Raw genomic sequence first — 14,502 nt, forward strand, 5'->3', positions numbered from 1 at the left:
CAAGACTACTGGGCCGTGTCCACCGCGTTTGTTGCTGGTAGCACCGCGGCCACCGCGAGCACGATTCCCGACAGCAGGTACAGCCCGACCCGAACGTGATTCCACATAGTCCAACCCGCCTCGTACGACGCCCATGCGGCCGCGTCGGTAGTGCTGACCGAGGCAAACGCGTCGTTGCGAGGGACGTGGTAGATCGCGGTCACCGCGAAGGACGCGAGCACCCCGACGCAACCGACGACAGCAAGGACCCAGCCGTCCGGTCTGGAGATCGCTGCCCAGATTCCAGCGGCGATCGCGGTGAGCGCCGATCCGACCAGCGGCAGCATCAACGCACTACGCGGCGCTTCGACGTTGATCGCCTGCATCGACGTGATCGCGGTATGTGCATCGACCGACCGCAGAGCGGGCATCACGAAGGACGAGAAGGCAAACAACGCACCACCGGCGACGAGCGCGCCGAGCGCAGCTCCAAGAAAATCTCGGATTTCTTCACGACCAGACCCCCGTTCGGGCAGCCTCGGCGGCAAAAGTGGTGAAATCTCGAGCGGGTCGTTCCAGGACCTCTTCGACGACACCGGTCACACTTTGATTTCGTCCGTCGAGAACCTCGGCAAACAGGTACCTGAGTAACTCCACGACGTCACTCGGGACGCCGACCTCCGCCATGCCGTCGGAAAACTGTTTGAGTCCAATTCTTTCGAATGTCACGAGACGACCCGACGCCGTCGAAATCGCATCCACCGCCGCCGCGAAAGTGAGCAACTCCGGACCTGTCACCTCGAGAACTCGGCCAAGGAGGTCGGTTCGAGTCAATGCGGCCACCGCCACGTCGGCGAGATCGTCGACGTCGATGAACGGCTCCCCCACCTCACCGACCGGAAGTGCCAGGTGGCCTTCCCGAATCGGATCGAGTAGGTACCCCTCACTGAAGTTCTGGGCAAACCAACTGGCCCGCACCACAGCCCATTCCAGACCGCTGTCGGCGAGAACCTGCTCGGCTTTCTGCGCCGCCGGTTCACCGCGCCCGGACAGGAGCACCATGCGACGAACCCCTTCGCGGTACGCAAGCTCCGCGAACTCCTCGATGTGGGCGCTCGATTCCGGAACAGCCAGATCTGGCGCATACGTCACATATGCCACGTCGACGCCGGACACTGCTGGCTGCCACGTCGTCTGATCGTTCCAGTCGAAACGCGCCCCGGATGTTCTCGACGCGATTCGGGTACGGATTCCCACCGCCGTCAGCCTCTGCGCAACGCGCGCACCGGTCTTGCCGGTACCACCGATCACTACTGCCGATTGAATGTCGCTTGTTGTCGTCATGCACTCATTCGACCGCGGAGCGTCAATACGATCCATAGCCGAAGGTCGCAAAAACATACGCCAGCGTCTACCGTCGAAGCATGGATGCATTGTCGATGATGCTGGCGGGATCGCGGGCGGAGGGCGCTTTTCTACTGCGCTCGCTGCTCGATCCACCGTGGTCATTACGTATCGAGGACCACGCACCGATCACCGTGCTGGTTCTGGTTCGAGGCAGCGCGGTCGTCGTCTCCGACACCGGACAGACAGAAGATCTCGAGGCCGGCGACGTTGCACTGTTGCGCGGCCCCGATCCGTATACGGTCGCCGATCACCCGGACACACCAGTCCACGTACTGATCGACGAAGCACAGAATTGCGCTGCGGTCGACGGCACACCGCTCGAGGACATGTCGGTTCTCGGCGTTCGCACCTGGGGCAACTCGACCAGTGGTCAGACCGTCATGCTCACGGGCACATACCGTTTGGACTCTTACGTCAGCGGACAGATTCTCGACAGCCTGACACCCGTCGCGGTAGTACGACGCAGCATCGAAACCGCGCCGATGACAAACCTTCTGGAACAACAGATCGCCGCCGACGGGCCAGGGCAGGAAGTGTTGCTGGACAGGCTCCTGGACCTTGTCCTGATATCGGCGGTCCGTACGTGGTTCGCCGAGAACCCGAATCGATCACCGCGATGGATCAAGGCCTACGAGGATCCCGTCATCGGGCATGCCTTGCGGCTCATACACAATCGGCCGGAACACCCCTGGACGGTCGCGAGCCTGGCCCAGGAGTCCGGCAGTTCACGAGCAGCCTTCGCGCGCCGGTTCACCAGCCTCATGGGGATCGGACCCGTCGGCTATCTGACCGAGTGGCGCTTGTCGGTGGCGGCGGATCTACTCGCAGACCCGGCACGAACGGTGTCGTCGATCGCGCGAGAAGTGGGCTACTCGAGCCCCTTCGCCCTCACAACCGCGTTCACCCGTCATCACGGAATGAGCCCGAAGATGTACCGCCAGACCCGCTGTGCGCCTTTATTAACCGCCCGCGGTTAATAAAGGCGCACAGCAAATACCTCAATGAGCCGAAACCGCCGCCAACTCGCGGGAGCAATGACGCACTCCGCTGAGCGCACCGAGCAGGCCGGCGGCCTTGATCGCCTGGTATCCACCCACGAGATCGGTGGCCTTGTGCAGACCCAACTGCTGCAACGACGCTGCGGCCAGGCTCGAGGTGTAACCCTCGGAGCAGACGATCACCCACTCGACGTCGTGGTCGGTGGCCAACGCGAGGTGTGCGCTGCTGGTGGGGTCGAGGCGCCATTCGAGCACGTTCCGCTCGATCGCGAGTGCGCCGGGAAGAGTTCCCTCGATGGCGCGCTGCGCCTGCGGGCGAATGTCGACGAAGATCGCGCCGCGGTGGAAGGCTTCGGTGAGCTGGAAGACGTACATACGATCGATCTGTGCGCGAGCGTCGTCGAGCATTTGGTCGATGGTCATTTGGTGCCCCCCTCGGGCAGGTCGGTCAGCTCGGTACGGGTGCGGCGAAGTGTCCGGTGATCCGTCACTTCGTAGAAGGACATTGCCGTCAGCGGCGGCGAGTACGCGTGAACGCTCAGAGTCGGTGCATCAGAGCTGATTTCGATCGGAGCACCGGGAGCATCCGTCGAACGCACGACATCGTGAACCCAGCCGAGCGGGAACGAAGCCTGGTCGCCGGCGTCGAGCTGGCGTTCCACCAGGGCGTCACCGGCCCAACGGAATTCGGTGAGCGAACCACTGAGGACAGTCAAGGCGCCGAACGAGCCTGCGTGGTCGTGCAATTCGGTGTTGCGTTCGGGTACCCAACTGATGAGCCACACATCGACGTCGTCGTCCGCGTGCAAGCGGGTGGACCAACGGTCGAGCGTCGGGAAGGTGTCGGGGATGAGGTGATCGAAACGGCCGTCGAGCACGCCGTTTGCTCCCTCGTCGGTCAGACGCAGCAGATCGGCCGGGCGAAGGCGGGTAGGCAACGACGCACCACTCGGACGGCGTCCGGACGCCCCACGATTAGCGCTACGACCTGCGGAAACAGCACGATCAGCAGCGAGAGTCGGGGTCAAAACAGAGAGATCTGCAGAATATGTGGATAGCACGAGCTAGCTCCAAGGAATGTGAATTGGTCAAGGCAGCGGTCAGCCTCGACAACACTCCTGAGCACCCATGCAGCGATTCACGAGCACCATTGTGGCATAACTTTTGCAATCGCGAAACCGCTGGAACGAAACCATCGATCAGGCGACGGGTCGTCGACCGGATCCACGACGCGCCTGATTGCGCTCGAAGACCAACCTCAGCCCCTCGAGGGTGAGGTCCCGTTCGAGGTGATCGATGGTGTCGGACTCGGGAATGATCAGCGGTGCGCTGTCCCCGGTCGCGATCACGGAGACGTCGTCACCACCGAACTCCGGTAGTTCGTCGCGGACGCGGTTGACCAATCCGTCGACGAGGCCTGCAAAGCCGAATACCGCACCGGACTGCATGCATTCGACGGTATTCTTGCCGACCACCGAACGCGGGCGCACCAATTCGACCTTGCGCAGCGCAGCGGACTGCGACGCCAAGGCATCGGTCGAGATCTCGAGTCCGGGCGCGATGCAGCCGCCCAGAAACTCACCCTTGGCGGAAACGACGTCGACACAGGTCGACGTACCGAAGTCCACGACAATGCACGGCCCCTCGTAAAGATGGTGAGCGGCAAGGCTGTTGACGATCCGGTCGGCTCCCACCTCTTTGGGGTTGTCCACCAGCAGTGGCACACCGGTGCGAATACCCGGTTCGACCACCACATGGGGAACGTGACCCCAGTACCGCTCGAGCATCACACGGATTTCACGCAAGACGGACGGCACTGTCGACAGCGCCGCAACGCCGGTGATCTGATCGACATGAGAACCCAACAGCCCACGGAAGGTCAACGCCAACTCGTCGGCAGTCATCCGAGGATCGGTTCGCATTCGCCAGTCCTGCAACAGCTTCGAATACTCACCAGTCCCGGAGAACAGACCGAGAACGATGTTGGTGTTCCGGACGTCGACCGTGAGCAGCATGGATTACACCAGGCTGGATTCGCGCGAGGCCTCGAGCGTCGACAGCATGCGTGGGGTGATCAGACCCGAACCCTCCGGCGCGTGAGCCGGGTCGGAACCGAGTTCGATCTGCTTGTTGTCGGCATCGACGAAGACTACGCGCGGGGAGTACTCCTTGACTTCCTGCTCGTTCATCACGCCGTAGGCGATGAGGATGACCAGGTCGCCTGGCTTGACCAGATGCGCTGCCGCACCGTTGATTCCGATGACACCAGTTCCGCGCTCGCCGGCAATGACGTACGTCTCGAGACGCGCACCGTTGTCGATGTCGACGATGCACACCTGTTCGCCTTCGAGGAGGTCTGCGGCGTCCATCAGATCCTGGTCGACGGTGACGGAGCCGACGTAATGCAGGTCGGCGTGAGTCACGGTGGCGCGGTGGATCTTCGACTTCATCATCGTGCGAAACATATCCAGGTCCTTACTCGTGAAAAGTGCTCAGTGAGACAGCAGGTCGTCGATGGCGTCGGCGGATGGGTCGGTGTCACGCTCGAGGAAGCCGGTTCCCACCGCGACACCGACGTTGTCGATCAAACGGGTGGTTCCGAGCTTGGCGGCCACCAACAGTCGACCGTCACCTCGCTCGGGCGCGGGGCCCAGATCGACGCCCCGAACCTCGAGGTAGTCGACCTCGATTTCCGGAACAGCTGCCAGAACAGCGCGTGCGGTTTCCAGGATTGCTTCCGCTCCCCCAGCCGCCGCGTGTGCACCGGCGATCAGAGCGGCGGACAGCGCGACCGCTGCCGCGCGCTGGTTCTCGTCGAGGTAGCGATTGCGAGAGGACAACGCGAGGCCGTCGAACTCGCGAACCGTCGGAACTCCGATGATCTGTACATCGAAATTGAGATCCCACACCATCTGACGGATGAGCGTCAGCTGCTGGTAGTCCTTCTCACCGAAGTACGCGTGATTGGGTGCCGCGATCTGCAGCAGCTTCGCCACTACCGTCAGCATTCCCGCGAAGTGAGTGGGGCGCGCTCCGCCTTCGAGTTCGCTACCCAACGGGCCCGGCACGATGGTGGTGCGCTGACCACGCGGGTACATCGTCTTGGCGCTCGGCGCGAACACCAATTCGACGCCCTCGGCGCGCAACAGGTCGAGATCCGCATCGAGAGTGCGCGGGTACGCGTCCAGATCTTCGCCGGCACCGAACTGGAGCGGGTTCACGAAGATGGAAACGATCACGACGGCGCCGGTGACCTTGGCCTGACGAACCAGTTCGATGTGGCCGGCATGCAGCGCACCCATCGTCGGAACGAGCGCCACCTGACGCCCGACACCTCGCAGTGCCCGCGAGACGCGCCGAAGCTTGTCCGGATCGTGGTGCACCGTCAGTTCGCCGCGCTTGTATCCGCCCTGCAGATCACTCACGACGGTCACCTCCCGTTTCAGTCAAGATGTCGAACAATTCGGTGGGGGCGCCCACCCGCTGGGCCGATCGCAAGGACATCGCCCGATAGCCGGCAGCGAGCTCCGGATCCAGGTCTGTCAGTACGCGCAAATGTGTGTCGACAGCAGCAGCGTCGCCGCGTGCCACCGGGCCGGTCAACGCCGAGGGACCGCGTCGTAGCGCGTTGTCCAAGGCCGCCGACAGCAGCGGCTGCAGGACTCGCTCGGCCACTCCACCCGGATCGCCGTCGACCAACTGCTGACCGAGCAGCTCGTCACCTTGCAACGACGCTCGCAGGGCCTCGACGGCGTCGACCACGAGCGTGACCAGGTGATTACTGCCGTGAGCCAGTGCGGCGTGGTAGAGCGCGCGGTTCTCCTCGCGCACTCGGACGGGCTCGCCGCCGATCTCGAGGACCAGTGACTGCGCGATCGCGTAACCGATGTCGTCGGCAGCGGTGATTCCGAAGCATGCCGACGACAGCCGTGCGGTGTCCTCGTCGTGACCGGTGAACGTCATCGCCGGATGGATAGCCAGGGGTAGTGCGCCCAGTTCGGTGAGTGGAGTCAGGATCGCGATCCCGTTGGCACCGGACGTATGGGCGACGAGCGTGCCCGGCTTGACGGCATGGGTGGCCGCTAGACCTCGAACAAGATCCGCAAGCTGATCGTCAGGAACGGCGAGAATCAGCAACTCGGAACGAGCTGCGACGTCGGCAGCCGGAAGAATTTCGGTATCGGGAAGCCGCTTCACAGCGCGGGCAACCGAGGCGCTGGAGACGGCGGAGCAAGCGCTGACAACATGACCGGCTCGCTCCAATGCGGCACCGACAGCTGTTCCGACCCGGCCTGCTGAGACAATTCCTACCGTCAATCGCGCAGGTGCAGGTCCATTAGTGATCCCGAAGGAAGTCACCGGATTCCTCTCGTTCGTTCCAGTCCCGCTCGGCGGGTACCAGACGTTCTGCGTCCGAGGATATCCTTCGCCCGAACCGTCATGCCATGGCCGGGCGAGTGATCTGCGACTCAGTCCTCTCGGCGACGGCGTCGACCGGAGCCTTCGGACGGGTTGTTCGAACTCAGGTTTGCCATGATTTCGGCGACGGTCAATCCGTTGGAATGAGCACCACTGGCGGCATCTTCCGGGGCAGCACGGCGACGACGTCGCGGCTCCGCGTCAGGCTCCGCAGCGGATTCGGGTTCAGCTTCCGCGACAGCTTCGGGAACAACCGCGGGAACAACCTCGGGCACCTCTTCGACGACAGCGTCTTCGATCACGGCATCTTCGATGTTCGGGGCCTGGGCGGGAGCCTTGACTTCAGGCTCGACCGGCTCGACCGGCTCCGAATCCTTCTTCACCGGAACGTCTTTCACCGTTCGTGTCGGCGAGGAACTCACCGGAGAACTCGGTGCTTGGTTCCCGCTCTGGGGCTTCTGTGTCTCTTGTGGCTTCTGCGTCTCTCGAGACTTCTGGGTCGGGATGACGCGCGGCGCCACGAAGCTGCTGTCACGCCACGACGTCTCCGCGAACACGACGGTTGTCTCAGCAGTCACCGGATCGTCGTTGGGCGAAGCCAAGCCGCCGACGTTCGGTGCCGGTTGGCTGGGTCCGCTCTGGCCGGCGCCGGGGACGTACAACCCCGACGGTGCCGGCTGGTACGCGCCGTACGAACTACCGCCAAGTTCCGGTACTCGCGTCGAATCGGTCTTGAGCGCGGTCTGTTCGGGCAGCAGCCCACCTTCGAACAGTGCTTCGAGGTTTCGGCGCAGCGCCACCAATTCGGCGCGCAACCCGGCCAGCTCCTCCGCGTCCGCGGTCACCTCACGTCGCACGCGACCTTCGACGCTCAGTTCGTACTCGCGTCGAGCAGAAATTTCACGTTCGAGCTGCAGTTCGTACACGGTCTGCAGATCGGCGACCTTGGCTTTGTCCAGTGCCGACTCACGCCGATACTTGGTCATGGCGATAGCGCCGAGGGTGGCTGCCCACAGAGCGACGACCAGACCCACCCGAAGAAGCTGAACGCTGTTACTGAAAATCAGAAACAGCGAAGCAATGACAGCAAGTGCCAGAAGAGCAGCAATGATCATCTGGCTCGCGCTGCGCTTGCTTCGGCGCGCAGACTTCGATCGACCAGAATTTGTCATGGTTGCCAGGGTACTTGCCGAGACCGGGGTCGCCACGTACCTCGGTGGGTGATTTGCCGACCAGGCTGTCAGTGCGCAGGCTCGTCAGGTGTATCTTCCGGCGTCTTGCAACAATGTTCGAGCCACAGAGCTGCCGCTACCAGCGCAATTGCGGCGCCCAACCCCACCCACGCGCCCGGCGTGTCGGAGGCTGCAGCCTGCAGAACCGAGCGCTGTGGGATGAGATACACCAGCACTCCGACCCAGACACCGACGGTAGCTGAACCGACCAAAGCGGATGCTTTGGCCAATGCCAGCGCTCGGGCGGCGGTGATCGGATGAAGCTGTCTGAGCCCGTCGCCGACCTGCCGGTTTTTGACGCGTGAACGAATGACAAAAGCGAAGACGGCCTCGGCAACGGCCACGAAGTACAGCGACGCTCCCGCATAAACAGGGATGGGCGGCATCGAACCGTAGAACACGCGAATCAGAATCCAGGTGGCCACGGCCGCCACTGCGGCGAGTACCGCGAGTTCACTGATCCGGGTCGGCTTCAAACCCTTGTCGTTTTCGGTCACCGCGCAAGCACCACATCGGTAGTGCGGACACCTTCGCGCTCAGTGCTATCGAGGCCGTCGAGAATTTGTGCCACCGGCAACTTCTGGCCGTCGACGATCAGCGTCGCGTCAGGCTCGACGTCCAGCCAAGGAACGAGAACGAATGCCCGAAGATGCGCGCGCGGATGCGGAAGTGTGAGCACGGGATCGGAACTGACGACGCCTTCGCAGTCGACTACGTCCACGTCCAGGCTCCGTGGCCCCCACCGCTGTTCGCGCACCCGGTCTGCGGCTTCCTCGAGAGCTTGCGAGCGGCGAAGCCATTCAGCGGCATCGGCTTCGGGATCGTCGACCACCACCACCGCGTTGTAGAAATCCTGCTGCTCGACGCCACCCCACGGCGCGGTCGAGTAGACCGGTGAGACAGCAACGACGGCGCTGCCCAACCCGTCGACAACGGACTGCAGGTGAGCCACGCTGTCGCCGATGTTGGAACCGATCGACAGTACAGCGCGCGTCATGCCGATCGGGTCCGATGTGCGACGACGGCGACGTCCGCAAAAACCAGCGGAATCGGTGCCGACGGTTTGTGGACAACAACCTCGACGCTCTCGACTCGCGAATCTTTCATGACGTCGTCGGCGATCTCCGCGGCGACGGTCTCGATGAGATCGCGCGACGGGCCGGCGACTATCGCTGCGGCGGCTTCCGCCAACTCGCCGTAGTGCAGGGTCTGCGTCAGGTCGTCCGACGCCGCGGCGGGAGCCAAGTCCATCCACACGGTGATGTCGATGAAGAAGTCCTGACCGTCACGCTTCTCGTGGTCGAACACTCCGTGATTGCCGCGAACCTTCAGTCCGCGCAATTCGATTCGGTCCCCCATGTCAGGCCCTTTCTCGTCCACGGTTCCAGGCGTCGACCACGGCAATGGCGTCGAGCGAAGCTTGTGCGTCGTGCACCCGAACTCCCCAGGCGCCTTCGCGCGCTGCAAGGGCGGAGACCACGGCCGTCGCAGTCTCGCGGCCACCAGGTGGACGCGGATTGCCGTCGGGATCGCTGAGCAGAGACCCCAGGAACCGCTTGCGGGAAGCGCCGACCAGTACCGGGAATCCGGTCGCGTTGAACTCGGGTAGTGCTCGCAACAGGGCCCAGTTGTGGTCGGCGTTCTTCGCGAACCCGAGGCCGGGGTCGAGGATGATCGACGACGAATCGACCCCTGCTTTCAACGCCAGATCGACCTGCGACAGCAGTTCGTCACGGACGTCGCGGACCACGTCGTCGTAGTGATCGGCGCTGCCACGATGGACGTAGTCACCGGCCGAGCGCCAATGCATGAGGATCCAGGGCACTCCGGCGTCGGCCACAACGGAGGCCATGTCGGGGTCTGCGCGACCGCCCGATACGTCGTTGACGATGCCTGCGCCCGCTTCGATCGCGGCGGCGGCGACGGAAGCACGCATCGTGTCGACGCTGACGCGAATTCCGGCTGCCACGAGTTCTTCGATCACCGGGGCAATTCGGTCCGCCTCGAGTTTCGGATCGACGCGGGTGGCTCCGGGACGCGTCGACTCGCCGCCGACGTCGACGATGTCGACGCCGATGCGTTGCAGTTCGAGTCCGCGAGCGATCGCCGCGTCACGATCGAGAAATTGACCACCGTCGGAAAACGAATCGGCGGTGACGTTCAGAATCCCCATCACGACCATCCGGGCCGGATCGCTGCCTGCAACGGGAGCCGCGGACATCTTGCTCACTTACGCAGGATGAGGTCCAGCGCTTCGGACCGCGAGGCCGCGCTGGATTGCAGGAGCCCACGAACCGCAGACGTGGTCGTGCTGGCTCCGGGCTTGCGGATACCGCGCATCGCCATGCACAGATGCTCGGCTTCGATGACGACGATGGCTCCACGCGGGTCGAGCTTGCGCATCAAAGCATCCGCGATCTGACTGGTCAGGCGTTCTTGAACCTGCGGACGCTTGGCGTACAGGTCGACGACGCGCGCGAGCTTCGACAAACCGGTGACCTTGCCCGACTTTCCCGGGATGTAGCCAACGTGAGCAACACCGTGGAAGGACACCAGGTGGTGCTCGCACGTCGAGAACATCGGAATGTCTCGCACGAGCACCAACTCCTGGTGACCCTCGTCGAAAGTTGTGTTCAACGCGTCGTCAGGTTCGGAGTACAGACCCGCGAAGATCTCCTTGTACGAGCGCGCAACCCGGGCCGGCGTATCGAGCAGGCCTGGGCGCTCCGGATCTTCACCGACCGCGATCAACAATTCCCGTACGGCAGCCTCTGCCCGCGCCTGATCGAACGGGCGGCCCGTTCCGAGCGACACCAGTTCACTGGCCACATCATTCACCGACAACCGAACTCTCCTCGAGAATTGTTCACAGGTCCCCCGCCGCAGAGCCTAGTGGCGCAAGGTCAGCGAGATCCGTCCGGTCCGTCCCAGCGAACGGTGCTCGGTCCCTCGTCCTCAGCCGAATGATGCGGCGGAGGAGTTTGCGGCTGTTCCGGTGCGGGGCTCTGCCACTGGTTTTCACCCGACGGGTTTCCCCGGTTCGGATCGGCGAAGGGTCCAGTGTCCGGGTACTGCACCGGGTAATCGGGCTGCGCGGGGTAACGGCGGCCGGGATGCGGCTGCTCCGGGTACGCCTGCTGCCCCGGGTGCGGCTGGCCGTACTGCCCCTGATCGGGCTGGGGCTGACCGTGTTGGGGCTGACCGTACTGGCCCTGCGACTGGTTCGGCGGGGTCGGATTCTGTCCACCGGTGTACCCACCCGACTGCTGTCCGGGGTACGTCGGCGACGGGTTCTCACGCGGAGGCCAACCCGGTGCCGACCATCCGGCGGGCGCTCCGTAGTCGGGTGTTCCCGGTTGCGGAGTCTGCTGCGGAGCACTCGGCTGCGGGTACGAAGGCTGTGCGTAGCCGTTCGAGGGTCCCTGGTTGCCGTTGTTGGGGAGACCACCGTTGTTGGGGAGACCACCGTTGGGGGCACCGCTGTTGGGTGCACCTGCCTTGACGAGAACAGGTGCGGCAGCGGGCTCCGGCCAGGTTTCGCCGCGCTCGATCGCGAGTTCGCGAGGAGTCTTCACCGGCGGACGATCCGAAGGCGTGCGCCCACCGAAATCGTTGAAAGCCGTGATGCGCGGACGCTTTTCGACGCCGGCAAGGATCTTCTCGAGGTCCTTGCGAGTCAACGTCTCACGCTCGAGCAGTTCGGTAGCGATGAGGTCGAGCGCATCGCGGTACTCGTTGAGGATTGCCCACGCTTCGGTGTGCGCTGCCTCGATGAGGTTGCGCACCTCTTCGTCGATTTCACGGGCGATCTCGTGTGAGTAGTCGGACTGAACGCCCATCGAACGGCCGAGGAACGGATCCCCGCCCTCCTGTCCGTAGCGAACCGCCCCGAGCTTGGCACTCATGCCGTATTCGGTGACCATCGCGCGGGCGATCTTGGTCGCCATGTCGATATCGGACGACGCTCCGGTGGTGGGCTCGTGGAACACCAACTCCTCGGCGGCGCGTCCACCCATTGCCATGACGAGACGAGCGATCATCTCCGAACGCGTCATCAAACCCTTGTCGTCCTCGGGCACGGTCATCGCGTGGCCACCCGTGCGACCGCGAGCGAGGATCGTGACCTTGTAGACCGGCTCGATGTCAGGCATTGCCCAAGCAGCCAGCGTGTGACCGCCCTCGTGGTACGCCGTGATCTTCTTCTCGTGCTCGCTGATGATGCGACTCTTACGCCGCGGTCCACCGACAACACGATCCACCGATTCCTCGAGCGAGGCTTCGGTGATGACGGTTCCGTTTTCGCGTGCGGTGAGCAGCGCAGCCTCGTTGATGACGTTGGCGAGATCAGCACCCGACATTCCGACGGTCCGCTTGGCGAGACCTTCGAGGTCGGCGTTGGGATCGATCGGCTTGCCCTGCGAGTGCACGCGCAGGATCGCGCGGCGACCGGCGAGGTCGGGGGCGCCGACCGGAATCTGGCGATCGAAGCGTCCCGGACGCAGCAGTGCGGGGTCGAGGATGTCGGGGCGGTTGGTTGCGGCGATCAAGATGATGCCGGTGCGATCACCGAAGCCGTCCATCTCGACGAGCAACTGGTTGAGCGTCTGCTCGCGCTCGTCGTGTCCGCCGCCCAGGCCTGCGCCGCGCTGACGACCGACGGCGTCGATCTCGTCGACGAAGATGATGCAGGGGCTGTTCTGCTTGGCCTGCTCGAACATGTCGCGAACACGCGAAGCACCGACACCGACGAACATCTCGACGAAGTCAGAACCGGAGATGGTGAAGAACGGGACGCCGGCTTCGCCTGCGACAGCGCGTGCGAGCAGCGTCTTACCGGTTCCGGGAGGGCCGTACAGCAGCACACCGCGCGGAATCTTGGCGCCGAGCGCCTGGTAGCGAGCCGGGTTCTGCAGGAAGTCCTTGATCTCGTACAGCTCTTCGACAGCCTCGTCCGCACCGGCGACGTCTGCGAACGTGGTTTTCGGCATGTCCTTGGTGAGCTGCTTGGCCTTCGACTTACCGAATCCCATGACTCCGCCGCGACCACCGCCGCCCTGCATCCGGTTCATGACGAAGAAGAAGATGCCGAACAGAATGATCATCGGCAGCACGAACAGAAGGATCGACGTCAGCCAGCTCTCCTGAGTGACCGTCGTGTTGAACTTGTCCGCTCCGGCGCCTTCGACCTTGTCGAAGATCTGCTCCGACGCACTCGCGGGGTACTTCGCCAGGATCTGCGTCTTACCGTCGGTGGCGTCGTTGCCGTTCTTGAGCCACAGACGAACCTGCTGCTCACGGTCGTCGATCTGCGCCGACTCAACATTCTTGGCGTCGAGTTGGGAGATCGCGACCGAGGTGTCGACGGTCTTGAAGTCGCGGGTGTCGTTGCTGAAGTAGCTGAAGGCATAGATCACCAACAGCACGACGGCTACGAGTAGCACGTTACGGAACACAGTCTTACGGTTCATACAGGTCGGCCGATGTGGCCGGTCCTTTCGAGAGTGCGGGTCTGCCAGGTCGCCTTCCGGCTGCCAACCGGACACCTGCAGGTTACCGCGATCGGCCCCATCGATGCCCGCCAGCGGCCGTGCCGCTTGGTTGGAACGGTCGTCACTGTGTTCAACGTGCGCATTGCCGATCAGGTTCCCGGGCTACGTCGCAGCACAGTTTCCTGTGAGCGAACATGCTCATAGTGGTTATCGTGCGCTTTTCCGACGCTCGTCCGTCGTTATTCGTCAGGCCGTTTCGGAGAGGATTCCCGCAACAGCGTCAGCGGCGCCCGATTGGTCACCGTCGATGATCCGGTGGGCGAGCTGATCGAGTCGCGCAGACAGTCGCGCCGAGGACTCGGGCACGTCTGCCTGCTTGGCGATGGTGTCGTCGAGATCAGCCAATAGGCCGCCACCGGCCAGGTGCCTGACGCAGCGCCATGTCTCGGCGAAGTTTCTCGCGGTCCCGTCGTCGGTCAACATCGCGACCCGAAGCGCAGCGTTGGGATTCGACGCCGCCGCCCGAGCCAGGCCGGCCATGATCGCCTCCCTGGCAGCAGTCAGTTCATCGACGGTTCGGTCTTGCAACCGCACTCCCGAGTCTGCAGACCTACCCGCGTCGGGCGTCGGAGCTTCGCGAATCACCGCACCGTTACCGTGCTGGATTTCGACTCGGCCTCGGATTTCGAGGGCAACGAGCGCTTGAGCCAGCGACGCGCGACTCACGCCGAGTTCGGCAGCCAGGCTGCGTTCGGGAGGAAGCCGATCGCCGGGCGAAAGGCCTTGAGCCTCGATGAAATTCGAAATGTGCTCGGCCAACTGCTCGTACAGGCGCGGACGCTTCAATCGTCCGGGCAGGCCCGAGCGCGAGCCGGGCGATGACGTCGAATTCATGCCTCGGAGTGTACTTGACAAATGGAGCAGTGGCAGAGAGGCTAGGCCAATTCCAAGTGATGCAGACCACAAGCTGGTCGCGAA

At 63.6% G+C, this 14,502-nt stretch carries 17 protein-coding genes; 1 reads left to right on the top strand and 16 read right to left on the bottom strand.

Going from position 1 to position 14,502, the window contains the following annotated elements; translation table 11 throughout:
- Positions 1-5: 5 nt before the first annotated feature.
- Together ACN50D_RS14355 and ACN50D_RS14360 are read right to left on the bottom strand one after the other, a co-directional pair.
- Entirely contained in the window at positions 6-410 is a 405-nt protein-coding gene (locus ACN50D_RS14355; RefSeq protein WP_249342960.1) for an anthrone oxygenase family protein, read from the bottom strand.
- Positions 411-489: 79 nt separating this feature from the next.
- Positions 490-1,323 (bottom strand): NAD(P)H-binding protein, encoded by an 834-nt coding sequence (locus ACN50D_RS14360; protein ID WP_073512057.1) that lies wholly within the window; start codon positions 1,321-1,323, stop codon positions 490-492.
- Between the two features lie 80 nt (positions 1,324-1,403).
- Here ACN50D_RS14360 and ACN50D_RS14365 point away from each other — a divergent pair, with 80 nt between their 5' ends.
- Complete coding sequence (locus ACN50D_RS14365; protein ID WP_211921385.1) at positions 1,404-2,363, top strand: AraC family transcriptional regulator; 960 nt, start codon at positions 1,404-1,406, stop codon at positions 2,361-2,363.
- A 21-nt stretch (positions 2,364-2,384) separates the two neighbouring features.
- On the opposite strand, the gene ACN50D_RS14370 is transcribed toward ACN50D_RS14365, so the two are convergent.
- From ACN50D_RS14370 to ACN50D_RS14435, 14 genes are all read right to left on the bottom strand, one after another.
- On the bottom strand, positions 2,385-2,807 hold the full coding sequence (locus tag ACN50D_RS14370; RefSeq protein WP_003945445.1) for a rhodanese-like domain-containing protein: 423 nt from the start codon (positions 2,805-2,807) through the stop codon (positions 2,385-2,387).
- Positions 2,804-3,322: a cysteine dioxygenase gene (locus ACN50D_RS14375; protein WP_007726989.1), complete on the bottom strand. Its 519-nt coding sequence runs from the start codon at positions 3,320-3,322 to the stop codon at positions 2,804-2,806. The genes ACN50D_RS14370 and ACN50D_RS14375 overlap by 4 nt, the downstream gene beginning before the upstream one ends.
- Positions 3,323-3,583: 261 nt before the next feature.
- Positions 3,584-4,399 carry a type III pantothenate kinase gene (locus ACN50D_RS14380; protein WP_007726991.1) on the bottom strand — a complete coding sequence of 272 codons (816 nt, stop codon included), beginning with the start codon at positions 4,397-4,399 and terminating at the stop codon, positions 3,584-3,586.
- Positions 4,400-4,402: 3 nt separating this feature from the next.
- The gene (gene panD, locus ACN50D_RS14385; protein ID WP_003945761.1) at positions 4,403-4,849 is read right to left on the bottom strand and encodes an aspartate 1-decarboxylase; all 447 of its coding nucleotides are present in this window, start codon (positions 4,847-4,849) and stop codon (positions 4,403-4,405) included.
- A gap of 27 nt (positions 4,850-4,876) precedes the next feature.
- Positions 4,877-5,809 (bottom strand): pantoate--beta-alanine ligase, encoded by a 933-nt coding sequence (gene panC, locus ACN50D_RS14390; RefSeq protein ID WP_003945953.1) that lies wholly within the window; start codon positions 5,807-5,809, stop codon positions 4,877-4,879.
- Positions 5,802-6,743, bottom strand: coding sequence for a Rossmann-like and DUF2520 domain-containing protein (locus ACN50D_RS14395; protein WP_003945822.1), 942 nt, complete (start codon positions 6,741-6,743; stop codon positions 5,802-5,804). Before ACN50D_RS14395 ends, panC begins: the two co-directional genes overlap by 8 nt.
- A gap of 110 nt (positions 6,744-6,853) precedes the next feature.
- Positions 6,854-7,975, bottom strand: coding sequence for a DUF6779 domain-containing protein (locus ACN50D_RS14400; protein ID WP_211921383.1), 1,122 nt, complete (start codon positions 7,973-7,975; stop codon positions 6,854-6,856).
- Between the two features lie 68 nt (positions 7,976-8,043).
- The gene (locus ACN50D_RS14405) at positions 8,044-8,511 is read right to left on the bottom strand and encodes a DUF3180 domain-containing protein (protein ID WP_153213529.1); all 468 of its coding nucleotides are present in this window, start codon (positions 8,509-8,511) and stop codon (positions 8,044-8,046) included.
- A gap of 17 nt (positions 8,512-8,528) precedes the next feature.
- A complete protein-coding gene (folK, locus tag ACN50D_RS14410) occupies positions 8,529-9,032 on the bottom strand; it encodes a 2-amino-4-hydroxy-6-hydroxymethyldihydropteridine diphosphokinase (RefSeq protein WP_042923562.1) in 504 nt (167 codons plus the stop codon).
- Complete coding sequence (gene folB / locus ACN50D_RS14415) at positions 9,029-9,394, bottom strand: dihydroneopterin aldolase (RefSeq protein ID WP_003945780.1); 366 nt, start codon at positions 9,392-9,394, stop codon at positions 9,029-9,031. Before folB ends, folK begins: the two co-directional genes overlap by 4 nt.
- A gap of 1 nt (position 9,395) precedes the next feature.
- Positions 9,396-10,256, bottom strand: a complete 861-nt coding sequence (gene folP / locus ACN50D_RS14420; protein WP_020968349.1) for a dihydropteroate synthase — start codon at positions 10,254-10,256, stop codon at positions 9,396-9,398.
- A gap of 5 nt (positions 10,257-10,261) precedes the next feature.
- A complete protein-coding gene (gene folE / locus ACN50D_RS14425; RefSeq protein WP_019746783.1) occupies positions 10,262-10,879 on the bottom strand; it encodes a GTP cyclohydrolase I FolE in 618 nt (205 codons plus the stop codon).
- A gap of 59 nt (positions 10,880-10,938) precedes the next feature.
- Positions 10,939-13,503 (bottom strand): ATP-dependent zinc metalloprotease FtsH, encoded by a 2,565-nt coding sequence (gene ftsH, locus ACN50D_RS14430; protein ID WP_162113921.1) that lies wholly within the window; start codon positions 13,501-13,503, stop codon positions 10,939-10,941.
- Between the two features lie 267 nt (positions 13,504-13,770).
- The gene (locus tag ACN50D_RS14435; RefSeq protein WP_007727006.1) at positions 13,771-14,418 is read right to left on the bottom strand and encodes a FadR/GntR family transcriptional regulator; all 648 of its coding nucleotides are present in this window, start codon (positions 14,416-14,418) and stop codon (positions 13,771-13,773) included.
- Positions 14,419-14,502 lie beyond the last annotated feature (84 nt).

The organism is Rhodococcus sp. SB1D, from assembly GCF_048573875.1.
GTDB lineage: Bacteria > Actinomycetota > Actinomycetes > Mycobacteriales > Mycobacteriaceae > Rhodococcus_F > Rhodococcus_F qingshengii.